Below are 25,258 nucleotides of genomic sequence, written 5' to 3' on the forward strand. Positions count from 1 at the left end.
TTGTTTGAGAGGATCAGGACATGGCAGGGAAAACTACGACACGGTATCCGCAGGAGTTGAAGGATCGTACGGTGCGCATGGTGGCGGAGATGGAGGGTGCGTCTTCGGAGTGGGCGGCGATGCAAAAAGTTGCCCAGCTTTTGGGTGTGGGTGTGCCGGAAACGGTGCGTAAATGGGTCCGGCAAGCCGAGATCGATGTTGGTACTAGAACTGGAACAACGAGCACGGAATCGGCCGAGCTGAAACGGTTACGGCGTGAGAACGCTGAGCTGAAACGGGCGAACGCGATCCTTCGGAGTGCTTCAGCTTTTTTCGCGGTCGAACTCGACCGCCACAACACTGATCGTGAAATACATCAAGGACCATGCCGGTCACCGCGAGAATAATGGATTGCGGTGGGGTGTCGAGTCGATCTGCCAGGTGCTTACTGGGACGGGGTGAAGACCACCCCGTCCACGTACTACGAATGGGTGGATAAAACACGATCTCACCGAGAACAACGTGATGAGGTGCTCAAGCCCGTGATCCAGAAGGTGTATGCCGCTAATTACGGGGTTTACGGCACCAGGAAAGTCTGGTTGGCGATGAACCGTGAAGGTGTGCCGGTGGCCAGGTGCACGGTAGAACGGCTCATGGGGTTACTTGGCATACAGGGTGCGGTCCGTGGCAAGGTCAAACGCACCACGATCAAAGACTCGAAGGCAGCCCGAGCGAAGGACTTGGTCCGCCGTGATTTCACACCAACGGCACCGGATCGGCTATGGGTAGATGATTTCACCTATGTTTCGACCTGGTCCGGGTGGGTCTATGTTGCCTTCGTGATCGATGCCTACTCTCGGAGGATCCTGGGCTGGTCAGCGAGTGCTTCTATGAACACCGTGCTAGTGCTCAACGCAGTTAATCAGGCAATCTGGAGTCGTGAACGGGCCGGGGCTGAGATTTCCGGGGTGATTCATCATCACGATGCCGGGGCTCAATACGCCTCCTTGGCCTTCACCGAACGCCTGGCCCAGGCCGGTATCCGCCCCTCGATCGGTTCTGTGGGTGATAGTTACGACAACGCCTTGGCGGAAACCATCAACGGGCTTTATAAGACCGAGCTGATCAAACCCGGCAAGCCCTGGCGGACTCTAGAAGAAGTCGAAATCGGCACCGCTGAATGGGCCGATTGGTACAACCACCGAAGGCTCTACCAGTACTGCGGAGACATCCCACCAGTAGAGCTAGAAAACCACTACTACAATCACTACCAGAGCACGGCAGCCGCCGACAGGCTCATCGTCTGAGAAACCCTCCGGACACACCGGAGCGATTCAGAGCGGGGCGATTCAACCCGCCCCACCATCCCTGCCGGCGCCTATGCCCTGTCCGAACACCAAATTTTCTCCGGCTCCACCGCGACTAACGCCAACCCAAACACAAGCACACAGGTTTGGCGCTATACGGCGCTCCGTGGAACACCAATTCCCGTCCGGTCCGTTTCCGAGCGATCAGAGCTCATAGCATTCAATGGCTTACAAGTGCAGCGGCTCGACATCAACGGTCAACCGATTGAAACTTGGAACGGGACCAATTGGATTAGCGGACGCCTAGAAACGATGATCTTTTCCAATGGAGGATTCAGCTGGGGTGCAAACTCTTCTTGGGATGCTGGCACGTTGTCAGTTGACTCCTCGGCTGGGGCGTCATCTCAGCAGCTACCACCAGTAACACCATTTTCAGCTCCCGGCTCATTATCCGGAACGCTTAAATTTCTGATACCCGGCATCTACGACATCCGCTGGTATCACGCCCCTGATCGAGAGGTAGGAAATGGGGGCTATCGAATCAATATCTCAGGAACCTGGCCTGGGCCTCCAGACGCACCAAACGGAATCTCTGGCCATAACATGCACATGAACGGCGCTTCCTTCTATGAAACACAGATAGACGCGAATAATCTCGTAGTTCCGCAAGCAAACTTGGAAATCAGATTTACTGGCGCTCAAAACGTGGCTGCCACTTGCGTGCCAAGAATCAAAGTAACCCTCAAGCAGCGGCTCTGACGGTCCCATGCCTCAAGTGATCATCGACCTACTCATCTCCTGCATACCAGCCACCATCACCGCAATCATCGCCTACCTTGCCGGATCGAGCCGTCGTAAGCACGACATTATCGACCAGCTCCAAGAGGAACGCGAAGTACGAGAAACACAGATTGCGGCTCTTCAGACCCGCATCGACGCTTTTTACACGGACAAGCACGCCAGCCGAATCTACGTAGCCTCGCTACTCGATCACATCTGGCAGCGGAAGCCGCCACCACCACCAGACCCGCCCGCTGGTTATATCCCCTAAGCCCCAGACCTGGGCATTTTTTATGCCCAATTTGAAAGGCAAGAACATGGCATATACCGCCCAAACCCAATACACCTCTAGGAACTTTACCCCAGCAGCCCAGGTCCCAGCTGTGTTCGGAATGCCCCGCACTATTAGTGGCATCACGATTCATCATTGGGGATCGAACGGTCAAGACTTCGACAACGTGCGGAACTGGCTGTGCACTAATAACACCCCAACCAGCGCCCATTACATCGCACAAGCTGGGCTAGTTGCGTGCATCGTTGATCCAGCAAACGCAGCATGGCACGCAGGAAACCCTCGCGGAAACGCGACCACGATTGGTATCGAATGCCGACCAGAAGCAACCGACGCCGACTACGAGACAGTGGCCGAACTCATCCGTGAGCTACGGGCAGCGTATGGTGATCTGCCCCTCTACCCGCACAAGTACTGGACCTCGACGGCCTGCCCTGGAAATTGGGATCTAGCCCGGCTTGATGCACTCGCGCGCGGAACCGTGACGCAACCACCGGCTATCGTGCCACCCACTCCCGACGTCGTCACACCTCAGCCATCAAGCGAGGATATCCAATGGCTAGTCGAGTCCGGCGAGACGCTTTCGCAGGTGGCCGCATACTACAACGGGCCCAGCGCCGAGGAGATTGCCGTCGCGAAAGGGATCGCCGACCCGAACGCGATTCAAGTCGGACAAGTGCTCACCATCCCCGGCCCGCTGCAATGGGTAGTAGACCCCGGCGACACTCTTTCCAGCATCGCCGCCTACTACCACGTAAGTCCCGACTACATCGCACAACGCAACGGCATCAAGAACCTCAATTACATCCCCGCCGGGCAAGTCCTCACCATCAAATGAACCGCCCACCGAGCCCAGCAGCAATCGCAGGCTTGCTAGTCGTCCTGGCTGTACTTGGCGCTGCGTCCGCGTGGATCATCTACACAATCCTCGAAACCATTGGCGCGGCCATCGTCCGCACACTCGAGATCTCCTCAACCCTTTAGGAGCAATCGACCCATGATCACATTCGACCTACCACTATGGATCATCCTCCAAGCGCTCGCCGCCACCTTCTTACCGTTGCTCGTGGGTCTGGTCACCACACGAACCACGAATGCCGGAGTCAAAGCGGTCTTACTCGCAGCACTCGCAGTGGTGATCGCACTAGTTTCGCAAGTTGCAGACGCTCTGCAGTACGGCAAGCCGTACAACCTCGGCATTGCGCTGGTGACTGCCGCAGTGAGCTTTGCGATCAGCGTCGGGACCCACTTCGGCATCTGGAAGCCAACAGGAACCGCTCATGCCGCGCAGCGCGTCGGCACCGGGCGCCACGTCAACTAACTAACAAAAAAGAAATTCCCTCTTCTGCTACGTAGCAGAAGAGGGAATTTCTTTTTTGTTAGTTAGTTGCTTCGTCCTTGTTATCGATTCCAGCCTCTGCTGCCCGATTTTTTCGAGGAAGGTCGACCACGAACTTCACAATCCCAGCTATCACTACGAGGAGCCAAATCCACGCAACTATGCTGAGTATGTAAATAATTGAGAAAAATGTTGGCTCTCTCATCGAAGATTTCATCATGAGCGGCAAGCACAGCACGATGAGATTGAAAACTATGAAGCCTGCTACGCCGATAAATATGAGGCGCAGTCCCACGTTTTTCTTTTGTTTCGACAATTTTTCGACCATAGAAGTCACCCTACTGGCTTACGGGTTGGTATCCCAGCGATCCCCGTTACGCACGTAGAAAGTTACTGAAAGCGTTGTACCAGCGACACCACCAGAAACAGTGAAAGACCACCGGGCCCGAGCTGGATTGTCTCCCACTTGGTACTGTTCAAATATTTCTCCACGGCCTTCACCCGGGTTACCAGCCCCAACATACGATCCTCCGTAAACACGATCAATGCTCGCTGCAAATGCTTGGTTGCTGCCGTTAGATCTCTTACGCCCATCCGCGTAAAATTCGATCATGTAGGCGGAAACCTGGCTGGTTATTTTGCAGGCAGTGAACGGGAACACTCCTACACCATCCTGGTCCCGGCATTCCCCAATGCTTCTGGGCTGAACCGATCCAGGCGTTGAAGCTACAGGAGTCTGGAAAACTGTCTTCGACTTCGAACCATCAGCATAGGTCTTTAGCGATACATCGTCTCGACCCTGCTTTACCTGCTGTTCATCAACCACTACTCCTCCAATGGCGGACTGCGGCCAAATACCTTTTTTGAGGTTTTCAACAGTCGTATTCTGAACCTGGATTTACTCACCGAGAGCATTCGAGCGGTCTCTAATACCTTGAATTTGCTCATCACTCAGCCAAGAAACCTGCTGATTGGCATATGCAGTATCAGATGCTGGCGATGCGTGCGCAACGCCCGTCATACCCAATAAGGAGATTAGAACCGCGCCACCGACGATCGTTTTTGTTAGGACGTTCTTCATTCGGGTCAACCTTTCGGTAATTTTCACGTCTGTTTCGTAACAACAAAATCAAACCTATGGAACGGACAACAAGAAAGTCCATGATTTGGAGGAAACTCCCAGGTTTGTTATACCTCCAAAAACGGGGGTAAGGGTATCTGCGCCCCAATACCAGCGACGCGAATTGGCCACGGTGGACAAACGGCCCCAAAATCGAGAAGTGCTGAATTTTATCCACCCTTTAGGTTAAAATGATTTCAAGCGTTCCTATCTCGGCTACTGACAATGCCCCAGGCGAAAGAGCGCTCGATGCGCCCATCGGCCCCATACCCTTCCCCGGGTATGGGGCCATTTTCGTAGTTAATGGGGTGTAGAGAAATTGGTTCATTTTTGTAGCGGTTTTGTGGCGGTTCACTTCTGTCTGAACATTTCTACTTGTTGCAATCTAGGGCGGTTCAGACCGCCACAAAACCGCTACAGAACGACAAAATCCCCGCCATTCGGAACCTTAGTTCCTTGAATTGGCGGGGATTCTTACTGGTCGGGCTGACAGGATTTGAACCTGCGACCCCCTGACCCCCAGTCAGGTGCGCTACCAAGCTGCGCTACAGCCCGAACGTCGGCCTCGTCCCAGGAAAACCCGGCGAAAGCCAACTTGAAAATCATACAGTACGCCCGGCTCCAGTCCGTAACTGCGCCGTCGCTTCTACCCCAGCCACATACAATTCGATCGACACCCGATAGTACTCCTCCACGTCGTCGACCTCGGTCAGCGGCCCAGCTGCCGCGCTAATCCGCGGGTACTGCTCCTGCGAGAGCTCACCAATCCGCTGCAGCTTCATCGCTAATAACGCCTCCCGCTCCGCACCAGAAACGCCCGCTTCAGCACCCGGCTCCCCCGCGACGATCGTCGCGGCCAGCTGCATGCCATTCCGGGCAATCGCCGCCGCCTCTTGCACGGTAAATCCGGCCCACGCCAGTATCTCTAAAGCGCGCTCAGCCACCGCAAGCCCGCATTCCGAGGACAGCATCTGCGTATCCGCCAACGCCGCAACCGATGGATGCGCCCGCAATGCCCCCACCAGCACGGTCAACAACTCCCGCAATGACGCGTCCGGATCTAACTGCACCGAATCCAACAAGCTTTGACCCAAGGCCGCGAGCAGCTCTTCCTTATTTGCAAAGTGCCAGTACATCGCCATCGGCGTCACGCCGAACTCCCCCGCGATCCGGCGGATCGTCACCGCTGGCAGGCCCTCCTCGTCGGCAATAGCTAACGCTCGCAGCAGAATGGCTTCTCGACTCAAAGCGGTCTTGTTCACAACACAACTTTACCATGTATATTGACTCCTATGCAGCGTACAACAACCCTAAAGGAGCCGTCATGGCTAAGGCACTCGATTTCAGCAACCAAACCATCTTGATCACTGGCGCTTCCTCCGGCATCGGCACCGCTTACGCTGAGGCCTTCGCGCAAAGGAAAGCCAATCTGATCCTGGTCGCACGCAGTGGCGCGGTGCTCCGCCAGCTCGCCACCAAACTGGAACAGCAGCACAACATCCAGGCCGACGTGGTCGAACTAGACCTCTCGGTGCCCGGCGCTGCGCAAAAGCTCAAAGACCAACACCCGAAAATCGATGGCCTGATCAACAACGCCGGCTTTGGCACACACGGCTTCCTGCAGGATCAAGACCCGGAACGAGTCAATCAAGAAATCCAGCTCAACTGCGGCGCCCTGGTTGACCTCACCCAGACTTACTTGCCCAGCATGTTGACCAATAAACGCGGCTTCATCATCAACATCGCCTCCACGGCAGCCTTCCAGCCGATACCCAAAATGGCGGTCTACGGCGCCACCAAAGCCTTTGTCCTCTCCTTCACCCAAGCGCTCTGGAGCGAACTGCAAGGCACCGGCGTACATGCACTTGCCGTCTGCCCAGGGGCGACCTCCACTGAGTTCTTCAACGTGGCCGGCGCTGACGCCGCCGCAGGCAGCATGCGCACAGTCGACGACGTCGTGAAAACCACGTTCAAAGGCCTCGCCAAAAACTCACACACCGTAGTAGACGGCACCGTCAACGGCACGCTCGCATTCTTCGGCCGAGTCACACCACGCAAGATGATTATGCCGGTCGTTAGTCGAATGATGTCCGGCAACAAATAAACTCAAGAGTTCCCGGCTGGGGGTCATCGGCCAAGATTTACTAACCAACAGCTTTGACCCGAATCCACTCCCCGATACCCGGCACCGAGGCGTTGATCGCACCCAAGTGGTCAACGCCCGGAAGCACCGTCACCGAGGCGCGATTCGGTCCAGAGCTAGCCCCGTGAATGAAGTCAACAACCTTATCCGGATTGAAAACCTCGTCCTGCGCACCGATCCACACCCCAACGGGCCGGTTCATTGCGCCCAGCACGGCGGCAGCCGATGTTGGATTCTGCGCATTTTCCATCGTCGGTGTATACCGATTGACCCGCCCGGCCGAGGCAACGCTCTCCGCGGTATAGGCAAATTGCAAGGCCGGCACATGCGCGTCGACTAGGCCGTGTGAAAGCTTCTCCGAGACAAACGCTCGAGTGCAAATACTGGCGAAATTGGCCGCCCCGGAAGTCTGCGTGGTGGCCGAGTTCAAGCCCAGATCCGGCGAAACAAGCACATAGCCAGCGACCTTGTCCGCGACCAGCTGTTCACTGTTGATCACAGTGCCGTCCCCGGCCGAATGCCCGCCCAAAAACAACGGCAACGCTGGTTGCAAGCTCCGCACGGCATCCACAGCGCTGAGCGTATCCCGCCACACCTGATCAGTACTCGGCGCATCCCCACGCGGACCAGCCGAATTGCCGTGCCCGCGCAGATCAAACAAATACACTGCCACGCCATAGTCAGCCGCCAAAGACCTGGCAAAATCCAGGTACCCGGCATTGCTGTTCGCCCCGGAGCCATGGTAGAAAACCAAGCTCGCCACTGGCTTTTGCGGCACAAAAGCGTAATAGGCCAATGCGGTTCCATCACTCGCTGTGGTCGTACCCGTTGGCGGCATGTGTTCAGTTTGCGTGGTCGATTGTGAATTCAGCCCGGCGCTAGTCACCTCAGGAAAGCTACAAGGCAGTGCGGCAGCCGCCACTGCCGAACCGCCGACGACGACGAGCAACCCGGCTGCCAGCCCCACCGCACCAATCGCTGCACTCAGCCGACGGAACCAGCTCTGGCCACGTACCGCGGATTGCCGAGCATCCCGCAGATTTTGCCAGTCCCGCTGCGACATCTTCAGCCAGCGGCGCGCTGAACCCGAAAACAGCAACAACAGAGCGACCGCCGGAAGCGCAACCGTACCGAGCAGCCCGACCGTCAGCGCGGCACCACCGGCATCGAGTAGTTGTAGCAGCCGGAGAACAAGCTGCGCCAAGGTCGCGACGCCGATTCCAACCCAAGCCCGTCGCATTGGTCGACGAATCAACCACACCAGCAGCCAACAGCAAAAGCCGGTCACCAGCAACAACGCCCCGAGCGCCCGAGCAGCGAAAGCAGCCTCCGGGCCAAGGGCTAAAACACCGGTTAGTACCGCAATGAATCCGGAAAACAAAAGCAATAGCCGGGCTGCGGTCACGGTACGAGGTCTCATTTTTGCTCTTCCCGCGCGGACTCAGCCAATGCCTGGTCCGTCGGCGCAGAATCCTTCAGGGCCGAAATCAGTTCCTCGCACCAACTAATCGCATTGTCCGCAAAGCTTCGACCATACTCACGAATAGCCGCTGGAATCGTGGCTTCGTCCATTGGTTTATCGGATTGATCAGTTCCGCGCCGAATCACGATATTTTCGGCGAACCATTGGTAGCTCTGCTTGCGTTCGGCCAGCAATCGCCAGGCAATCTCGGGCTGGGAAGGCGAAGCGAAGAGCAATTTCACCAGATTCTCATCACGCATCCGTAAATGCTGAGATGGAGCTGCCAACCATTCGTTCAAGACGTCTCGGCCAGCACTAGTCAGTTCCCAGGCAACTCGAGCTTTCGGGCCAGCCCCGGATTCCCCTGGCAAGGAGGCAATCAAACCCTGCTCATCAAGCACCCGCAACATCGGATAAAGCTGCCCATCGCTGACTCCCCAAAAGAAGGCGGCCGAACGCTTTGCCGCTTCCCTGATCTCATATCCACTACGCGGTTGCAAGGCAAGATACCCCAACACGGTGTACGCCGTCGGGCTCAAGGCCTTCTTTTTTGGAATGATTTTCTTCACAATCTCGACTCCTATCTCTCCCAGAGATAAATGTACTTCTGGGAGAGATAGAAATCAACGATTAGGATACTCACATGCGAAGAAGCAGCGCGGCAAAGACCGGGCAGCCCCAGACAATAAAACCCGCCCAGGCCAGCAGAATGTCCAAGGGCGTCTTTTGGTTCTGCATTGGCACCGCGATTTTCTTGCTGCTTCTTGGCCCCGGCACGCTACTGATACCTAACCCAGAGCCGGAAAACCCAGACGCTCCTGCGATTACAGCGGTCGTGATCTCGGTAATTACTGGCCTGGCAGCGCTAGGCATCATCGGCGCAGCGTTTGCCGGCCGCAGTCAGGATAAACAGCTAGCGGCGCACGACGTTCCTGGCACTGGAATCATTCAAGAGATTCAACTAGTCAGCCGGGGCGACGGCGTGGACAACGTCATGAAGCTCTCGATATTGATCAGCCCACAACACCCCGGCGCATTTGAACCATTCCACGCCGAAGCGGAAAAGGACCGCGATAACTCGCTACAGATTGGTCACCAGCTAGCCGCCGTTGTGGACCCACGCGGCAAGCATTGGCTTTATGCCATTAAATGAATTGTTAAGCCAAAATTCTCAATTCGTCTTATCTTGAAATATTTCACAAAAAGCGTTTTGGAGTTAATTTATATTTCGCATAATTTTCTAATTATTCGTTTTTTCCGTTGGCTCCTATGCATGTCGAAACAACTTGAGCTCTCTTTCACCCGGCGCACCGCAATCCTCGGGGCACTCTCTGGCCTCGCCCTTGCCCTGTCTGCCTGTGGCGGCTCAAATTCGGCCGCCTCCCCCACCGAGCTGCGCTACCAAGGCGCAGCCAACGAAATTACGCTGCCTGAACTCGCGGCTGACCTAGGATTTCTTGGATCGCTGAAGTTGAAATGGGTTGGCAACACCATTAGCGGCCCGCAAGATATTCAATCAGTCGCCACCAACCAGACCGACTTTGGCGGCGCCTTCGCCGGTGCAATCGTGAAACTTGTTGAAGCCGGTGCTGCGGTGACCGGCGTCGTCAATTACTACGGCGAGGATCAACAAACGTTCAACGGCTACTTCGTCAAAGACGATGCACCGATCCGCAATGCCCGAGATCTGATCGGCAAGAAAGTCGCGGTCAACGCGCTCGGCGCGCACTTGGAAGCAGCGCTCACCACTTTTCTGCTCAAGAACGGCCTAACTGAGGCCGAAGCAAAAGAAGTCCAGCTTGTGCCACTCGCTCCGAACGATACCGAAAGCGCTATCCGGCGCGGCCAGGTCGACGTCGGCGCGCTGGGTGGTCCGCTGCAGTACCGAGCAATCGACGCCGGTGGCCTACGCCCACTCTTTAGCGACGTGGAACTCTTTGGCACCTTTGCCGGCGGCCAGATCGTCTTCCGCAACGACTTCCTCGCGAAGAAACCGGACACGGTTAAAACCTTCGCAACCGGGGTGGCCAAAGCAATCAAATAGTTAGGCCAACAGCCCAAAGCAGAAGTCATTGCCAGATTCACCGAGATCATTGAAAAACGCGGACGCAGCGAAAGCACCGCAGCCCTGAAATACTGGCGCAGCATTGCCGTGCCAGATAACGGTGCCGTACATAACCAAGATTTCAGCCGATGGGCAGACTGGCTGAAACTCGTTGGCGCAGTCAACGGACCTCTGGACCCCACAAAGTACTACTCCAACAAATTAAACGAGTTGGCGAGTGCATCCTCATGAGCGTAAAAATCAGCGTACAAAACATCAGCAAATCATTTGGTGGCCGTGCAGGAAAGCCCGCTACACAAGCTCTCGACCAGATCAGTTTGGACATTCACGACGGCAAATTCCTAACCTTGGTCGGCCCGAGCGGCTCCGGTAAAACCACCCTGCTTGACCTTCTCGCCGGGCTCAATCAGCCAAGCTCCGGCAACATTCTGATTGATGGCAACCCGATAACCGGCCCGGGCAAAGACCGCGCGGTGGTCTTTCAGCAGTACGCGCTCTTTCCTTGGCGCACCGCGGGCGCAAACGTCTCCATCGGCTTGGAAGGCAGCGGGCTTAACGGTGTCAGATTGAACAGGCGCGAGCGCCGAGCTGAAGCCGAAAAATACCTTGAACTGGTAGGACTTGCCGGTAGCCATGACCGTTACCCGGACGAGCTTTCCGGTGGCATGAAGCAGCGCGTTGCGATTGCCCGCGCCTTGGCCTATCAACCGGACATTTTGCTGATGGATGAGCCATTCGCCGCGCTCGATGCGCAAACCCGCGAACAGCTCCAAGACGAGCTGCTGCGCATCTGGCGCGCTACCGCTAAGACCATCATCTTCATCACGCACGGCGTCGAAGAAGCGGTCTACCTAGGCCAACGCGTCGCAGTGCTCAGCGCATACCCTGGCCAGCTGCATTCGGTGATCGACATTGACCTGCCCGCTCGAGGCGATGCCAGCCGCGATATTCGCTCTGACGCTGCATTCGCTGCGCTACGTCATCAAGTCTGGCAAGCGCTACACAGCGAATCCCCCGCTCGAAAGGCCGCTTGATGACTCTCGTTTCTGAGACGCGCGACGCCGTTCAGCAGCCCATCGCGCAACTGCTCCGACCGGTAGCGCCGCCACAAACCGGTGCCGCTACCAGCACCCGAGCCTGGCCCGTAAGAGTCCGCCGACTCGCTTGGGGATCGATCGCCGTCGTCGGCTTCTTTGCGCTGTGGGAATTTGGTCCCACTTTCGCGGACCCCACCAGCCGGGTGTTCCTGCCACCGCTGCATGAAGTAATCCAAGCCGGGATCAAACTGACATTAAATGGCCAGCTAACCACCCATATTGGCGCGAGTTTGTTCCGGGCGGCAATTGGCTTTGTAATCGCCGTCGCCCTAGGCGTCTCGGCGGGGTTACTCATTTCCTGGTACCGGCCGTTGCGCGAACTGCTCAATCCGCTCTTAGAACTGTTCCGCAACACGGCAGCCTTAGCACTACTGCCGGTCTTGACCCTGCTGCTGGGCATTGGTGAGGAATCAAAAATCACCATCGTGGTTTACGCCGCGTTTTTCCCGGTACTACTCAACACCGTGGCGGGCGTCCGCACAGTAGATCCTTTGTTTCTCACAGCGGCACGATCGCTCAATATTCGCGGCGTGGATCTGTTCCGTAAAGTCATTCTGCCCTCAGCCGTGCCAACTATTTTCACCGGAATTCGAATGGCCGGCACCAGTTCCATTCTGGTGTTGATTGCCGCCGAAATGGTGGGCGCAAAAGCCGGGCTCGGGTACTTGATTATCAATGCACAAAGTAGCTTCCTCATCCCAGACATGTACGCCGGCATCCTCGTCGTCGCACTACTGGGTTTGCTCACCAACACCTTGCTGATAGCGCTAGAACGCCGATTCTCGCGATGGCGCAGCGCAGTCGGCAACAAACTCGTCTAACCCATACCAAACTAAGGAGTAGCTATGAACCTCACCGCAGATGCCCCGATTGATACCAACAGCAATCAGCTCGTGTTCCGCAAACTCACCGCCCGGATCGGCGCCGAGATTCGCGGTTTAGACCTCACATCCGTTACCGAGGAACAGATCAAGCAGATCCGTGCCGCGCTCAATGAGCACAAGGCGCTGGTCTTCCGCGAAGCCAATGTGCACAGCAATGAAGAGCAAGTCGCCTTCGCCAGCAACTTTGGCCCCCTGACGCAGGCGCACCCGACCACCTATTCGGTTGACGGCGCACCGGAGGTGCTACCAGTTGATAGTGAAATCAGCGTGGCCAATACCTGGCACACCGATGTCACGTTTGTGGTCAATCCGCCACAGGCTTCCACACTGCGCAGCGTGACCTTGCCGGAGTATGGCGGCGAAACGCTCATTGCCAGCACGGTTGGCGCCTACGACGATTTACCGGTGGAACTGCGCAGTTTCGCGGAGAGTTTGTGGGCAATTCACTCCAACGATTACGACTACGTGAACCCTAAAAATCTGGAACACAAGAACTCCGAAGAGCAACGGAAAATCTTCACCCGGATCAAGTTTGAAACAGCACATCCGGTGGCTCGGGTACACCCCTTGACTGGCAAGCGGAACCTCTTCATCGGCGCCTTTGCGCAGCGGCTACGCATCCTTGGCGTATCCAATACCGAGTCCCGCGACCTGTTGCGCCTGCTGCAGGCGTATGTCACTCGGCCGGAAAATATCGTCCGGGTCAATTGTGAGCCCAACCAAGTAGTGCTGTTCGACAACCGGGCAACTCAGCACTACGCCCAGACAATTACGACGGAAAAACCCGGGCACTCACTCGCGTCACGATCGCGGGCGACATTCCGGTCAACGTCAACGGCGAATCAAGCTACTCCATCGAAGGCGATTCCTCGACCTACTCAGTGGTGGCACCGATCTAACTTGCCGCAAGCGCTGGTCCGGAGACCGCTCGCTCCGGGCCAGCGCTTGCGTTAACGCGGTTGAACTTAACGACGCCGCGCAAGCCAGGCAGTGCGACTCACCTTGGCAGTAAGATCAGCGGTCTGAAGCAAAGCGCTCGGGTCAGTACCGGCCAGCAGCGCGTCCAGTGTGACTAAGTCGTCGGCGGCAAGATGTTCCTGCACCGTGGGCCGAATCCGCTGCAAATACGTTTCCGCGTAATGCCGGGCTACCGCCGCGTCCTGTTGACCGGCGCTAACAAAGCCACGCCGTTCAACCAGCTCGAACCCGCTCTGCTCAATGAGCTCTTCCCATGCCAGCTGCTTGTTCCAGCCCAAATTGGTGAGTACCGCATGCACTCGACTTTCCAGACCTGGCTTGCCCAGCCCGACGTCGGCCGGCAAGAAACTGGGCAGGCTGTCCAACTCCAGAATCGCCAGTAGGCCGCCAGGCTTTAGCGCCGCATGGATATCGGCAAAGACCCGCGCCGGACGGGCAACTTCGTGTAGCGAGGAGGAGGCCCAGACAAGGTCGAGATTAGCCAAGCCGGGCCAGGCCAGGTCCAAATCGACCGAGACCGGCGTGACTCGTTCGCTGAGCCCGCGCTCAATTGCTGCGCCGCGCACCCTGTCCAGCATTAGCTCCGAGCGGTCGAACGCAGTCACCTTTGCGGTAGGAAACTGCTCCGCCAAGGCGAAGCTGCCGCCGCCAAGTCCTGTGCCGACGTCGACAATCAGCTGGGGCTCACTCACTACCTGCCACCGTAGCCAAGCCGTCGCGTCTGCTAGATAAGATCCGAGCAGCGTGGCATCCAACTCGAGGATCTCCAAAAGCCAGGTTTCGTTGTGGTCGTGGTGCCCGGAATGCGCTGAAGAAGTCATATGCTTTGAGAGTAATCGCGCCTTGCCCCAATAGCATATGATTTTGCGTATGACGCAAGATTTAGACGCCGTGATCCGACAACGTATTCGCGCTGCGCGGCTGGCTCGTGGCTGGTCGCTGGACTCGCTAGCCGCAAAATGTGCGCTCAGCCCCTCTACTTTGAGTCGAATCGAAACGGGAAATCGTCGGATCGCGCTCGACCAGCTGGTCCCGTTAGCAAAAGCGCTGGGCATGACGCTTGATGAATTAGTTGAATCCACTGATGAAGACAGCGTGGTGATTCGACCAGAGCCAGAACACACCCAAGGTCTGACTACTTGGCTGCTTTCACTCGAAAATATGCTCAACGGTGCCACGGTGGCGAAAATGCGAATTACTGCTGAGCGCCCGGCCGAGCGGCAACATCAAAAAGTCCACCCAGGCCGCGAATGGTTTGCGGTGCTTTCTGGCACCGTTCGGCTGCAATTGGCCGAGCGCACCGTTTTGGTACACACCGGCGAGGCCGCAGAATTTTCCACCATGGAGCCACATGTGATCGGCGCGCATGGCGGTCCGGTGGAGATTATTACGATCTTTGATCACGACGGCGAGCGCGCTCACCTACATGGCAAGCAGAGCTAGCTGAGCTCTTTGCTCCGAAAGCGTGGCAAAAATAGCCCACGAGCCTTAAGGTCAATCAGCATGATGTAAATCGCGGCTACGGCACCGATCAGCCCGGCGGGTATCAAGGCGTTGCCGATGCTCAGCCAACCGCCATTCTGGCCAAGATACGGGTAGATACTCAGCTGATCTGAAACCAAATACACCGCGAAGAAGGCCAGCACAAAGTACAGCAATTTCGTCTGCCAACCGTCCCGGATGCCGGTCACAGCAAAGAGCGGGATGAGCCAAGCTACGTACCAAGACTGAACCATGGGCAACAGGAAGACTATGCCGGCAAACGCCAAAGCCAATCGGCGCACGATGTGCTGGTAATTGCCGCGGAACATCAGCCAGATTGCCAGCAGCACGGCCAGGACTTTCGCCGCGTCCCAGAATAGATGCGTTGCGGCCCAGCCATCGCCGCCCAGGCTTGAAACCACTGCCATCACCAGATAGCAGAAGGCACCCATCGGAGCGTACCAAATCGAGGCGCTTCCTGGCGCAGAAAGACCCTTGATCCAGCCAAAACCGAAGCCGTTGAGCCAGCCCATCAGCGTCAGTAATGCCAGCGAAATCATCGCTGTGAAAAACCAGAAACTTAATTTCCTTAGCCAGCTGGTTTGTTTACCGGCCCATAACAGGCCAGCAAAGGGCAGCAGAATCACGGTGATCGGCTTGACCGCAATGGACAGGCTGATCAGCACAATACCGAGCACACCGCGCTTTGTTGCGGCGTAGTACAACCCAGCGAGCGCTAGGCCAATCATCAAGCCGTCGTTGTGCCCAGCGGCAATGAAATTGATCAGCATCAGTGGATTGGCTACCGCGAGCCATAGCGCCCGGTTGGGGTTGACGCCATGCAACTCGGCTAGCCGAACCACGTAGAAAGCGCAGAGCAAGATGCCCAGGGCGGAGACGACGCGAAACAATAAAATTGCCAGCTCGGGACTGCCCCCGCTGACCGCAACAACAGCTTGTTCAATCCATAAAAACACCGGGCCGTAGGGCGTAGGCGCCTCCGCCCAGAATCTATCCGTACCTAAGCCCAACCAGTTGGGTACGGACGAAATGCCATTGAGATAGGGATCCACACCTGCTTGGACAAGCCTGCCTCGCGCAATGTAGGCATAGACATCGCGGCTGGACAGCGGAATCGCCAACATCATCGGCAGGCCCCAAAGCACGATTACCCACCGAACAAGGCGCCCCGAGGCTGGCGGCCAAGTTTTGGCATATTGACCCAACCTGAGCCAGGACCGGAACAGCAGCAAACCACCAACGGCCAGGCAACAAATCGCTAGCAGCACACCGGATTGTTCCGTGCGAAACCAAATCAGAATCGGGCTCTGCCACAATACCGATGAGCTACCCAACCAGCCGATACCCAGCGAACCGATCATCAACAGAATTGCGCCGACGAAACCGGCAGTCAGCGGTTTCCAAGTAGCAACAAGTTGCTGATCAGCGTCGTCTCCGCGCGCAACGGCGTTCCTCTGAGTTGTCATCAAGGAGAATCCGATCCTGCTTTTCCGGGCAGCGGCCGAACGGGACCACTAGTTTAGCTCCCCTTACTCTACCGGCGAGCTACCCTACTGACCCTGACCTGCTGCCAGGCCTTGACCCGCAGCCCAGATAATTTCCACCGGCCCTTCTTTTTACCAAGGCAGCTCACCTTCAGCGTAGAAATAGCCGCCAGTGGGTCCATCCGCATCAATCTGCGCCATTTTCACGATGATTGCCGCGCCTTGCGCAACGCTCTGGTGCCCAGTGTTACCGTTGAGATCGGTTTTGGTAAAACCTGGTTCTACCGAATTGATCCGCCTCGTGGGAAAGGCTTTTGCGAACTGCACGGTGAGCACGTTGACCACGGTTTTCGACGCCGGGTCGCCACCCCAGGGTAGCTATAGCCAGGGGTCCCTGGCGTGCTCAAGACCGTGAGTGAACCCAAGCCGCGGCTCACATTGACCACCACGGGCGCGGTTGATTGCTGCAGTAGCGGCAAGAAGGCGTGCAGTACCCGCACCGTGCCAAAGACATTTGTCTCAAAGGTTTCGCGCATGATCTCCGCGGTAACACTCGCGGCATCGATTACCGCGTTGCCTTCGGCTCGTGCTTCGATGCCAGCGTTATTGATCAACACGTCCAGTCCGCCGTCGGCTTCGATGCTCCGCACTGCGGCGGCCACCGATGCGTCGTCGGTGATATCAAGCTGGACTAATTGTGCACCTAGCTCCGCAGCGGCCGCGGTTCCGCGCGCCACGTCACGGCTGCCCAGGTAGACCGTGTGTCCGGCGGCAATCAACTGCCGCACAGTCTCAAATCCGATGCCTTTATTTGCTCCAGTTACCAGAATCTTTTTCATGCCTTCAGCTTGCTGCCAATCAGTCGGCACAGCCACCCCCTCAATCTTCCTGGGGCTGGCAGGGCCAGGACGGCAAACTGGCTGCGGAGTACGCTGGCAAGCATGACGACGCCGGAATTCGGCAATGCAGTAAGGCAATGGCGCGATCGTGTGGCGCCAGGGGCTGCCGGTCTACCCAGCACCGGACACCGACGAGCCGCCGGCTCGCGACGCGAAGAGCTAGCCTTCCTGGCGGGGATTGCAGTGGACTACATCACCCGACTGGAGCAGGGCCGAGCGACCAACCCTTCCGGTCAAGTCGTCGAGGCTTTGGCCCGCGCGCTGCGCTTGTCCGGCACCGAGCGTGAACGGCTATTTCACACCTCCGGGCTCATGCCACCAGGGCAGGGCGCCGTGCCAGCATTTATCACCGCGAGCGTCCAGCGGATGCTGGATCGATTGATTGGCACCCCGGTTGCGGTATTCGATGCCGCTGGCAACATGCTGCTAGCGAATCCGATGTACGTCGCGCTCATGGGCGAACAGCTCGGCAAAGAACGCAATGCGGTCTGGCGAAATTTTCTCGGCTCGGGCACCCGCGTCCGGCATACGCCAGAATCCCAACTTGAACTGCGAGCAGCTCAAGTTGGCGACCTTCGCGCCAGCTCCAGCCGGTATCCCGCCGACGCGCAATTGCGGAGTCTAATTGCCGAGCTGCAGACAAAAAGTAGCCTCTTTGCGCAAATGTGGGAGGCCAATGAGGTAAGTTCACACCAATCGGCACGCAAAGCCATTGACCATCCACAAATTGGCACTTTGACGCTGGACTGCGACATGCTCGCCGTCATCGGTAGCGATCTACCCATCATGATTTACACCGCAGAACCAGGAACGCCAGATGCGCAAAATCTTGCGTTACTTGCCGTATTTGGCACCCAGAGCCTGGTTGGCTAAGACGCCTGCCCGTCATCGAAAGTCACATGGCAAGAAAAAGTAGATTCCTCAGGCAACTTTCTGCTCTTTCGTAGACATCAATCCTAATTTGATCCTCGGCACGCGTGTGTGTCATCTCACATTTTTGAGAGGATTAAGATGTCATCATCCCGAATTGCTAAGGCCGGACTCAGCGTCGCGTTCGCCTTGGGAATCGCACTGGTCGGCTCTGGTGCTGCCGTAGCAGCACCGCAACATACCAACAACGACGGCGGAGTCAGCACCGCTAGCCAGCCAAGTCACGAAAGTCATGCCGGCAATGGCACCAGCACCAACTGGTCCGGCGAAGTTTTCACGAACGCCAATTTCAGCAGCGTCACCTCTAGCTGGACGGTCCCCACGCTCAACTGCCCAAGTTCCGGCTTCCAGTCATCCTATTTTTGGGTCGGCTTGGGCGGCTGGAACGGCAACCGCAGCTTGGAACAGCTAGGAACCGCGCAATGGTGCGATAACGGAGATCCACATTACGGTCTGTTTGCTGAATTCTGGTCAAGCCCGCCTATCGCTGGTGACGGCGGCGAATACCCTGGATATCCAGTTGCTGCGGGCGATACGGTGACTGCGACGGTCACAAAGCTAAGTAACGGAAAATACCGAATTTACGAGACGTCAAGCCAGGGCTGGACCTACAGCAAGGACGGCAATGCGCCGGGAACCGACCCGGGTAACCTGACGGCCGAAGTTATTGCTGAAGCTCCTGGAGATGCAGGAACACCGTTAGCTAACTTTGGTAACAGCGGATTTAGCAATATCAGCTACAACGCCGATCAAAATGCCAACGCTGCCCTGTATGACATTAAGTACAACGGCGTGAAAAAAGACTCCACAAGCTACGACGGCTCAGACGGCCTTCAGGTTAACTGGCTGCATTCCTAATTGGCTGCACTCCTAGCCAAAATTAGCCCGCGGAGTTTTTCAGCCAATCGTCCATACCAACTTCTTGGAAATTGACCTGATCAACGTCAACCACTTTGATGTAGTCCGCGGGCAGAGTCCGTTCCGGTAGTGCAGCAAATTTGCTCACTGCCGGGGCGGACTCTTCTGGCGTTACTGGATTTTGCTCCATGGACTCAGATTACGGCCGACTGGCCTAGAAATCGCTATGTTTGCCCTGAGACTAAGCTAGCGCCGAATCATGCCGGCTTGGATCAATGCCATTCGCTGTTCCGGCAGCGGAATCGGCCCGCTCAACATCTGCACTGGCGAATCAGGATTCCGCAGACCCGCGAGCAATAGACTCAAATATCGCCGCCAAAGCTCCGTGCCAGCTTCTCGACTCATGTCGACTGCTGGTCCCAACATCACCAAAATCGCCGCAACATCTTCCGGCACGGCATCGGCACGAATCTGCTCGCTCGCTTGAACAACCTCAAAAAGCTCGGCTACTGCCCGGAATACGCCAGGCCAAATTTCAGACTGCAATTTGTCATCGCCTTGCCGCGACAATGACTCGTACAGTCCGCGATCTGCCGCCTGCCGGGCGGCCGTCGCGCTGAAAAACTGCACTAATCCTTGCCAGGGGTCTGCTGCGGCTAAAGCGGCCTGGGCGTCATCGGCAATAGCCTGGGTAGCTCCTGCAAGAACCACGGCTGCCAGCTCTGATTTATTGGCAAAATGCCGATAAGCAGTGCCAGTACCCACCCCAGCCTTTCGGGCCACCTCATCCAACGTAACGTTGAGCCCGCGCTCCGCAAAGAGCTTCTGTGCCGCGGCGACGAGTTTCAGCCGATTTGCCGCTGAATCTTTGCGCGGTGCGCGATTGGCGCCAGGCATTAGACGATCCCTCAATGCTGCAGGCCACGCGCAGCAGCCAACACCGTCTCCTGGGCAGGCCGGGCGTGCCAGCTCAGCAGCCACTGCGCCTTTGCGGTTGTGTGCTGATTTTTCCGGCCTAACGACGGCGTAACGGCCCGCATGCCGGAATCGAACAGCGCCACCGTTCGCACTAAAATATCTGGCAACTGCCGGGTCGAAACCTTTGCCCCGACCGCACCTAAATCGTCCCGAAGAATCTGTGCCATCTGGCGCATCCAGATAAAGTCCCCGGTGGCCAAGAAACGCTCACCAGCAGCTTCGGGGGCGTTCATGGCCCGAATATGGATATTCGCCAGATCTCGCACATCGACGACTTCCAGGCCTATGCGCGGCGCACCACGAAGCTTTCCTTGAATCATTCGAGCGATGATTTCCACCGTACCCACGCGGTCTGCGGCCAGGATTGGGCCAAAGACCGCACCGGGCAGGATGGTTACTAGCTTGTCCCCTCGACCCTGCGCGCGCATACTCCCAAGCAGCGAGCTCGGCCACCGTTTTGGATTTACGGTACGGGATCAGCTTCGGGTCCTCAGTGTTGGTCCATAATGTCTCATCGGTCACGCCTTCTTCGGCATATGACGATGGGCTGGCGGCATTGGCCGCCGAGGTCATCACCACACGCTTTACGTTATGACGTAGCGCCGCCCCGATAACCCGTAAGGCACCGTCGCGCGCAGAGACGATCAGCGCTTCAGCATCCTGGGAACGCTGATCCCCTAGCGGCGAAACTACGTGTAGCACGTAGTCAATGCCGGCCATTGCCCCATCCCAGCCGGCGTCGACGGTCAAATCCGCCTCGGCAAAACTCAATTTCGCCGGATCCGCTGCGCTGCTGACCCGCTGTACCACCGCAGCGCTCTTCACTGCGCTCCGTACTGTGGTGCGCACCTCATAACCGCGGTTGAGGAGTTCCACGATGCACCAGCTCGCCACATAACCAGTACCACCGGTGACGACAACTTTTTCTGCCATGATGCGCCTCCAGAACTCCAAGTGTTAAGTGGAGATTTGATCTCCGCTTAGTTTAATGCTAGATCGGCAAGAATATCCCACGGCTAAAGGCATCCCGGTGGGATAAAGCAGTTCTTCCCGCCGAGTATGGATACTCGACGGGAAGAAGTTGTAGCAAAATTAAAGAGCCTAGCGGGTGCGTTTGCGCTTTTCGCGCACGCGCATCGAAACTTCGATCGGCGTTCCCTCGAAGCCAAAAGTCTCACGCAGACGCCGAGTAATGAAGCGGCGATAACCTGGATCCAAGAACCCGGTGGTAAACAGCACGAACTTAGGCGGCCGGGACGATGCTTGGGTACCAAACAAGATGCGCGGCTGCTTACCACCACGAACCGGGTGCGGGTGCGCTGCAACGAGCTCACCCAGGAACGCGTTCAAACGACCGGTTGCAATGCGACGATCCCAGGATTCCAGCGCGGTGTCCAGCGCCGGTACCAAGCGGTCTTTGTGCCAACCGGTCTTTGCCGAGATATTGACCCGCGGCGCCCACTCAACGTGCGCTAAGTCCTGCTCGATCTCCCGCTCCAAGTAACGGCGGCGCTCATCGTCCAGCAGATCCCACTTGTTGAATGCCAGCACCAACGCCCGGCCGGATTCAATCGCCAGCTGCAAGATGCGCACGTCCTGCTCAGAGAGCACCTCATCAACGGCCAACAGCACGACGGCGACCTCGGCCTTTTCCAGAGCCGATTGGGTACGCAGCGAAGCATAGAAATCGGTACCCTGCGCCATATGCTGACGACGTCGGATACCTGCAGTATCCACGAAACGCCAAGTACGGTCGCCTAATTCGATGAACTCATCGACCGGGTCACGCGTGGTACCAGCCATCGGATCCACCACGACGCGCTCAGATCCAGCAAGTTTGTTCAAAAGCGACGATTTGCCCACGTTCGGCCGGCCGATCAAGGCAATTCGACGCGGTCCACCGCGACGGTCAGTCGTCTCCACCTCGGAGAACTCAGGCAGAATTTCCATGATCTTGTCAAGCAAATCGGCAACGCCACGACCATGCTGCGCGGAAACGGACCACGGTTCGCCCAGGCCCAAGCCCCACAACGCAGCAACGTCAGAATCAGTACGCGGATCATCGGCCTTATTGCCCACCAAGATGATCGGCTTCTTGGACCGGCGCAGCATCTTCATCATGGACTCGTCCATCGCGGTTGCGCCAACTGTCGCGTCAACAACAAAGAGCACAGCATCGGCCAGCTCAATCGCCATTTCAGCTTGCTCAGCAACGCGCTGGTGAATGCCTTTAGCGTCGAATTCCCAACCGCCGGTATCCACCACGGTGAATTCGCGGCCGTTCCATTCGGCGTTGTACATCACACGATCTCGAGTGACACCGGGAGTATCTTCCACCACGGCCTCGCGACGACCCAGGATGCGGTTGACCAAAGTGGACTTGCCCACGTTCGGTCGGCCAACAATGGCAAGCACCGGGTTAAGGCCACCTTCGACGTCGTCGAAATCACCGGAGTCCAGGCCTGCCAGCAGTGCGGCATCCTCTTCGTCCAGCTCGTAGTCCGCCAACCCGGCGCGCAATGACTCGGCCCGCTGATCAGCTTCGCCCTCATCAAGAGCCGCGAGTTTTTCCAGGATCTGGTCGTCGCCGGTGGGAACGTATTCTTCGTCAGTCATTGTCAACCTTGTCATCTGCAGGCAGCTCTTGCCCGGTCTGTTCGATCGCTTCGCGTATGTTTCGCGCGAGCGCCGCACGGATCTGCTCCGCCGCCGCATCCATTGAAGCACGCCCGGAAAGGCCGGGCACCCGTTCGATCCGCACTGGATCGCCAAAAGTCACGTACAACTGTCGGCGCAAGCGCGGGATATTGTCTTTGTGTTCACCGGTCACTCGGGTACCCAGCACCGCAACAGGCACTACTAGCGCGCCCGAGTTCAGCGCCAACCAGGCCACGCCGCTGTTCATCGACGCGGCATCACCGCTGCCCCGAGTTCCCTCCGGCAAGATACCGATGCAGTCTCCACGCTCCAGCACCGCTTTAGAGGCCTGTAGCGCTGCTCGATCACCGGCCCGGTCGATCGGAATCTGCCCCGAAGATCGAAGCACCCAACCGAGGAATCCCTTGAACATCGAGTCCCGTACTAGTACGTGCATATAGCGCGAGCTTGCGCCGACCATCACCGGGCCATCCAAATAGCTCAAGTGATTTGCCGCGAAGATTACCGCACCTTTGCGCGGAATTTTCTCGCGTCCGTAAACCTTGGTCCGGTACGTCACATGGTCCAAAACCCTGCCCAATGGACGGGACCACCAAGTACCCCAGGCAGCCGGGGTTCGCTTAATGCTCTCAGTCATCCGTTCCACCTACCGAAAAGCTCTCCTGCACTAAGCGCAGTACCGCCGCGACGGTCTGTTCAAAGTTCAGATCTGAGGAATCAATGGTCACAACACCGTCAGCGGCCCGTTGGAAATCCACCACGGTAGCATCTTTCGCGTCCCTCGCCAGTACCTGTTGCACCAGTTCTTCCGCACTCTGCTGCTCACCAGCAGAAGCTAACTGCGCGCCGCGTCGAGCCAGTCGGACTTCTTCCGATGCCGTCAGCAGTAACCGAATCTCAGCATTTGGCGCCACAACCGTGGTGATGTCGCGACCTTCAACAACCATTCGGCCGCGTACTGATTCGATTGCAGCGCGTTGTCTGCGGATCAGTTCAGTTCGGGCGCCCAAGTTGATGGCTACCGCCGATACTGCGGCCGAAACTTGTGGTTCCCGAATCTCATCGGTAACGTCTAAGGCGCGCTCGAAGTCGAGACCCGCCGCGACCATATCGATGCCCGGATCAAATGACTGTTCAAAGTAAAACCGTTTGGCGAGTTCTTCCACCGCGGCCTGGTTTTGCACCGCTACCCGGTTCTCTAGGCAGACCAAGGCAAGGGACCGGTACATTGCGCCGGTATCTTGATAAGCCAAGCCCAGCCGGTTCGCAATTTCTCGGGCGACTGAAGACTTCCCGGAACCAGACGGCCCATCGATCGCAATAACCAGCGACTTGCCAATTCGCAACTGCGAAGAAGCACTCATTGCAACACCTTCCAGCCTCGGACCGTCAACTCATCGATCAACATTTCCCGTTTGCCTGGCAGCACTGAAATCTCCACGATGCCGGCGTTACGACCAGATGAGTGATCCAGGCGTAAATCTTCTAGGTTCACGCCGATCTCGCCGATTTCAGTGAGTAACTGCGCAATTTGGCCGGGCTCGTCGTCGACCAGCACGCTTAGCCAGACATAAGGCTGCGCAGGGCCGCCGTGCTTGCCTGGAATCCGAGCTTGGCCAGCGTTGCCAGCACTGATCACTTTGGCCATCGCTAGACTGGCGCCCGGGGCGCTAGGTGCAGCCAATGTGCCAATGAGCTTAATTAAATCCTCGTGCAGATTGTGCAGGATTGCCACAATCGGCTCGGCATTGGCGGCCATAATCGGCACCCACATGCCAGCATCCGAGGCCGCGATTCTGGTGACGTCACGCAAGCCATTTCCGGCGAGCGACAACGCGTGCGGCTCCGCTTCCTGTAAACGCGCCGCAACCAGCGAGGACATCATTTGCGGAAAGTGCGAAACCAAAGCCACCGCGGCGTCGTGCTCGTCCGGGCTGAAGCTGCTGAGTACCGCTCCCAGATCCAAACCAAGGTTTTGCGCGGTCTGCACGGCAACTGGGCTGCCGCCCTCAGGCGCACAAACCACCCAGGGCATGGCATTGAAGAGCTCACCGCGCGCAGAAACCGCACCAGCTCGCTCGCGGCCAGCCATCGGATGCGTTCCAACGTAGCGGCTCAAGTCCAAGGGAGTCTTTACCGAAATCGCTTCCAGCTCGCGCAGGATCGCGCCTTTGACGCTAGAGACGTCAACGACGACGGCGGCTGGGAACCGCTCCAGCGCGTCCGCCACCACCCGGGCACAGACGTCCGGCGGCGCGGCAACAACTACTAGCTCCGGCCACGTTGTTGGTGCGTCCTTAAGCGGCGTACCCGCACCGATATCCACCGCGACCGAAAGCGCGGACGGCGAAGGATCGTCAAGCAGCACGGAAATACCGCGATGGCTCAGACCAAGACCGATGCTGGTGCCCAGTAGGCCCGTGCCGAAAACGACCACGGGGCCCTTGAGGTAGGTATCGCGGAGATTTGTGATGTGTTCAGCCATTTCGGCTCACACTCCGT

General features: G+C 57.4%; 30 protein-coding genes, 1 tRNA gene and 2 pseudogenes. 14 read left to right on the plus strand and 19 right to left on the minus strand.

Going from position 1 to position 25,258, the window contains the following annotated elements; all coding sequences use genetic code 11:
* The first annotated feature begins 20 nt into the window (after positions 1 to 20).
* The 5 genes and pseudogenes from RSAL33209_RS11330 (at position 21) to RSAL33209_RS11350 (ending at position 3,679) form a co-directional block, all read left to right on the plus strand.
* A pseudogene (locus RSAL33209_RS11330) lies at positions 21 to 1,286 on the plus strand (IS3 family transposase).
* A gap of 766 nt (positions 1,287 to 2,052) precedes the next feature.
* Positions 2,053 to 2,337: a hypothetical protein gene (locus tag RSAL33209_RS11340; RefSeq protein ID WP_041684724.1), complete on the plus strand. Its 285-nt coding sequence runs from the start codon at positions 2,053 to 2,055 to the stop codon at positions 2,335 to 2,337.
* Positions 2,338 to 2,359: 22 nt separating this feature from the next.
* Entirely contained in the window at positions 2,360 to 3,196 is an 837-nt protein-coding gene (locus tag RSAL33209_RS16385) for a LysM peptidoglycan-binding domain-containing protein (protein WP_012245948.1), read from the plus strand.
* Positions 3,193 to 3,342: a hypothetical protein gene (locus RSAL33209_RS17590; RefSeq protein ID WP_155116082.1), complete on the plus strand. Its 150-nt coding sequence runs from the start codon at positions 3,193 to 3,195 to the stop codon at positions 3,340 to 3,342. The genes RSAL33209_RS16385 and RSAL33209_RS17590 overlap by 4 nt, the downstream gene beginning before the upstream one ends.
* A 13-nt stretch (positions 3,343 to 3,355) precedes the next feature.
* Positions 3,356 to 3,679, plus strand: coding sequence for a hypothetical protein (locus tag RSAL33209_RS11350; RefSeq protein ID WP_041684726.1), 324 nt, complete (start codon positions 3,356 to 3,358; stop codon positions 3,677 to 3,679).
* A gap of 58 nt (positions 3,680 to 3,737) precedes the next feature.
* Here the strand turns inward: RSAL33209_RS11350 and RSAL33209_RS11355 are convergent, their stop codons facing one another.
* From RSAL33209_RS11355 to RSAL33209_RS11375, 5 genes are all read right to left on the minus strand, one after another.
* Entirely contained in the window at positions 3,738 to 4,025 is a 288-nt protein-coding gene (locus RSAL33209_RS11355; RefSeq protein ID WP_041684728.1) for a hypothetical protein, read from the minus strand.
* Between the two features lie 18 nt (positions 4,026 to 4,043).
* Positions 4,044 to 4,523: a hypothetical protein gene (locus RSAL33209_RS11360; protein WP_012245950.1), complete on the minus strand. Its 480-nt coding sequence runs from the start codon at positions 4,521 to 4,523 to the stop codon at positions 4,044 to 4,046.
* A gap of 72 nt (positions 4,524 to 4,595) precedes the next feature.
* The gene (locus tag RSAL33209_RS11365) at positions 4,596 to 4,805 is read right to left on the minus strand and encodes a hypothetical protein (RefSeq protein WP_041684730.1); all 210 of its coding nucleotides are present in this window, start codon (positions 4,803 to 4,805) and stop codon (positions 4,596 to 4,598) included.
* 490 nt (positions 4,806 to 5,295) lie between these two features.
* A tRNA-Pro gene (locus RSAL33209_RS11370) sits at positions 5,296 to 5,372 on the minus strand.
* 47 nt (positions 5,373 to 5,419) lie between these two features.
* Positions 5,420 to 6,079, minus strand: coding sequence for a TetR/AcrR family transcriptional regulator (locus tag RSAL33209_RS11375; RefSeq protein WP_012245952.1), 660 nt, complete (start codon positions 6,077 to 6,079; stop codon positions 5,420 to 5,422).
* A gap of 62 nt (positions 6,080 to 6,141) precedes the next feature.
* On the opposite strand from RSAL33209_RS11375, the gene RSAL33209_RS11380 reads away from it, so the two are divergent.
* Entirely contained in the window at positions 6,142 to 6,921 is a 780-nt protein-coding gene (locus RSAL33209_RS11380) for an SDR family NAD(P)-dependent oxidoreductase (protein ID WP_041685669.1), read from the plus strand.
* A 40-nt stretch (positions 6,922 to 6,961) separates the two neighbouring features.
* On the opposite strand, the gene RSAL33209_RS16390 is transcribed toward RSAL33209_RS11380, so the two are convergent.
* Entirely contained in the window at positions 6,962 to 8,380 is a 1,419-nt protein-coding gene (locus RSAL33209_RS16390; protein WP_012245954.1) for an alpha/beta hydrolase, read from the minus strand.
* Positions 8,377 to 8,991, minus strand: coding sequence for a PadR family transcriptional regulator (locus RSAL33209_RS16395; protein WP_012245955.1), 615 nt, complete (start codon positions 8,989 to 8,991; stop codon positions 8,377 to 8,379). Before RSAL33209_RS16395 ends, RSAL33209_RS16390 begins: the two co-directional genes overlap by 4 nt.
* Before the next feature lie 74 nt (positions 8,992 to 9,065).
* Between RSAL33209_RS16395 and RSAL33209_RS11395 the strand changes: the two genes are divergently transcribed.
* From RSAL33209_RS11395 to RSAL33209_RS11415, 5 genes and pseudogenes are all read left to right on the plus strand, one after another.
* Positions 9,066 to 9,575, plus strand: a complete 510-nt coding sequence (locus RSAL33209_RS11395; RefSeq protein WP_012245956.1) for a hypothetical protein — start codon at positions 9,066 to 9,068, stop codon at positions 9,573 to 9,575.
* A gap of 120 nt (positions 9,576 to 9,695) precedes the next feature.
* On the plus strand, positions 9,696 to 10,466 hold the full coding sequence (locus RSAL33209_RS11400) for an ABC transporter substrate-binding protein (protein WP_233494190.1): 771 nt from the start codon (positions 9,696 to 9,698) through the stop codon (positions 10,464 to 10,466).
* Positions 10,467 to 10,714: 248 nt separating this feature from the next.
* A complete protein-coding gene (locus tag RSAL33209_RS11405) occupies positions 10,715 to 11,521 on the plus strand; it encodes an ABC transporter ATP-binding protein (protein WP_041684734.1) in 807 nt (268 codons plus the stop codon).
* Entirely contained in the window at positions 11,521 to 12,405 is an 885-nt protein-coding gene (locus tag RSAL33209_RS11410; protein ID WP_080503816.1) for an ABC transporter permease, read from the plus strand. The genes RSAL33209_RS11405 and RSAL33209_RS11410 overlap by 1 nt, the downstream gene beginning before the upstream one ends.
* A 24-nt stretch (positions 12,406 to 12,429) precedes the next feature.
* Positions 12,430 to 13,367 (plus strand): annotated as a pseudogene (locus tag RSAL33209_RS11415) (TauD/TfdA dioxygenase family protein).
* Between the two features lie 66 nt (positions 13,368 to 13,433).
* Here the strand turns inward: RSAL33209_RS11415 and RSAL33209_RS11420 are convergent.
* Entirely contained in the window at positions 13,434 to 14,138 is a 705-nt protein-coding gene (locus RSAL33209_RS11420) for a class I SAM-dependent methyltransferase (RefSeq protein ID WP_158539314.1), read from the minus strand.
* 178 nt (positions 14,139 to 14,316) lie between these two features.
* On the opposite strand from RSAL33209_RS11420, the gene RSAL33209_RS11425 reads away from it, so the two are divergent.
* Complete coding sequence (locus RSAL33209_RS11425) at positions 14,317 to 14,889, plus strand: helix-turn-helix domain-containing protein (RefSeq protein WP_041685674.1); 573 nt, start codon at positions 14,317 to 14,319, stop codon at positions 14,887 to 14,889.
* Here RSAL33209_RS11425 and mptB read toward each other — a convergent pair.
* The 3 genes from mptB to RSAL33209_RS11435 form a co-directional block, all read right to left on the minus strand.
* The gene (mptB, locus tag RSAL33209_RS11430; protein ID WP_080503817.1) at positions 14,886 to 16,415 is read right to left on the minus strand and encodes a polyprenol phosphomannose-dependent alpha 1,6 mannosyltransferase MptB; all 1,530 of its coding nucleotides are present in this window, start codon (positions 16,413 to 16,415) and stop codon (positions 14,886 to 14,888) included. The genes RSAL33209_RS11425 and mptB overlap by 4 nt on opposite strands.
* 150 nt (positions 16,416 to 16,565) lie before the next feature.
* Positions 16,566 to 16,760, minus strand: coding sequence for a Rossmann-fold NAD(P)-binding domain-containing protein (locus RSAL33209_RS18825; protein WP_233494192.1), 195 nt, complete (start codon positions 16,758 to 16,760; stop codon positions 16,566 to 16,568).
* Positions 16,715 to 17,308: an SDR family NAD(P)-dependent oxidoreductase gene (locus tag RSAL33209_RS11435; RefSeq protein ID WP_012245965.1), complete on the minus strand. Its 594-nt coding sequence runs from the start codon at positions 17,306 to 17,308 to the stop codon at positions 16,715 to 16,717. The genes RSAL33209_RS18825 and RSAL33209_RS11435 overlap by 46 nt, the downstream gene beginning before the upstream one ends.
* Positions 17,309 to 17,374: 66 nt before the next feature.
* Between RSAL33209_RS11435 and RSAL33209_RS11440 the strand changes: the two genes are divergently transcribed.
* On the plus strand, positions 17,375 to 18,205 hold the full coding sequence (locus tag RSAL33209_RS11440; RefSeq protein WP_012245966.1) for a helix-turn-helix transcriptional regulator: 831 nt from the start codon (positions 17,375 to 17,377) through the stop codon (positions 18,203 to 18,205).
* Positions 18,206 to 18,343: 138 nt separating this feature from the next.
* A complete protein-coding gene (locus RSAL33209_RS16400; protein WP_049758973.1) occupies positions 18,344 to 19,120 on the plus strand; it encodes a G1 family glutamic endopeptidase in 777 nt (258 codons plus the stop codon).
* A 22-nt stretch (positions 19,121 to 19,142) separates the two neighbouring features.
* Here RSAL33209_RS16400 and RSAL33209_RS17595 read toward each other — a convergent pair whose 3' ends face one another.
* The 8 genes from RSAL33209_RS17595 to RSAL33209_RS11475 form a co-directional block, all read right to left on the minus strand.
* Entirely contained in the window at positions 19,143 to 19,310 is a 168-nt protein-coding gene (locus RSAL33209_RS17595; protein WP_012245968.1) for a hypothetical protein, read from the minus strand.
* Positions 19,311 to 19,366: 56 nt separating this feature from the next.
* Positions 19,367 to 20,017: a TetR/AcrR family transcriptional regulator gene (locus tag RSAL33209_RS11450; RefSeq protein ID WP_041684736.1), complete on the minus strand. Its 651-nt coding sequence runs from the start codon at positions 20,015 to 20,017 to the stop codon at positions 19,367 to 19,369.
* A gap of 11 nt (positions 20,018 to 20,028) precedes the next feature.
* Positions 20,029 to 20,331 carry a hypothetical protein gene (locus RSAL33209_RS18195; RefSeq protein ID WP_199533171.1) on the minus strand — a complete coding sequence of 101 codons (303 nt, stop codon included), beginning with the start codon at positions 20,329 to 20,331 and terminating at the stop codon, positions 20,029 to 20,031.
* On the minus strand, positions 20,306 to 21,031 hold the full coding sequence (locus RSAL33209_RS11455) for an NAD-dependent epimerase/dehydratase family protein (RefSeq protein WP_199533172.1): 726 nt from the start codon (positions 21,029 to 21,031) through the stop codon (positions 20,306 to 20,308). Before RSAL33209_RS11455 ends, RSAL33209_RS18195 begins: the two co-directional genes overlap by 26 nt.
* Before the next feature lie 168 nt (positions 21,032 to 21,199).
* Complete coding sequence (gene der, locus RSAL33209_RS11460; protein WP_012245971.1) at positions 21,200 to 22,714, minus strand: ribosome biogenesis GTPase Der; 1,515 nt, start codon at positions 22,712 to 22,714, stop codon at positions 21,200 to 21,202.
* Complete coding sequence (locus RSAL33209_RS11465) at positions 22,707 to 23,393, minus strand: lysophospholipid acyltransferase family protein (RefSeq protein ID WP_174258548.1); 687 nt, start codon at positions 23,391 to 23,393, stop codon at positions 22,707 to 22,709. The genes der and RSAL33209_RS11465 overlap by 8 nt, the downstream gene beginning before the upstream one ends.
* Positions 23,386 to 24,120 carry a (d)CMP kinase gene (gene cmk, locus RSAL33209_RS11470; RefSeq protein ID WP_012245973.1) on the minus strand — a complete coding sequence of 245 codons (735 nt, stop codon included), beginning with the start codon at positions 24,118 to 24,120 and terminating at the stop codon, positions 23,386 to 23,388. Before cmk ends, RSAL33209_RS11465 begins: the two co-directional genes overlap by 8 nt.
* A complete protein-coding gene (locus RSAL33209_RS11475) occupies positions 24,117 to 25,241 on the minus strand; it encodes a prephenate dehydrogenase (protein ID WP_012245974.1) in 1,125 nt (374 codons plus the stop codon). Before RSAL33209_RS11475 ends, cmk begins: the two co-directional genes overlap by 4 nt.
* Positions 25,242 to 25,258 lie beyond the last annotated feature (17 nt).

The organism is Renibacterium salmoninarum ATCC 33209 (genome assembly GCF_000018885.1).
GTDB classification, from domain to species: Bacteria; Actinomycetota; Actinomycetes; order Actinomycetales; family Micrococcaceae; genus Renibacterium; species Renibacterium salmoninarum.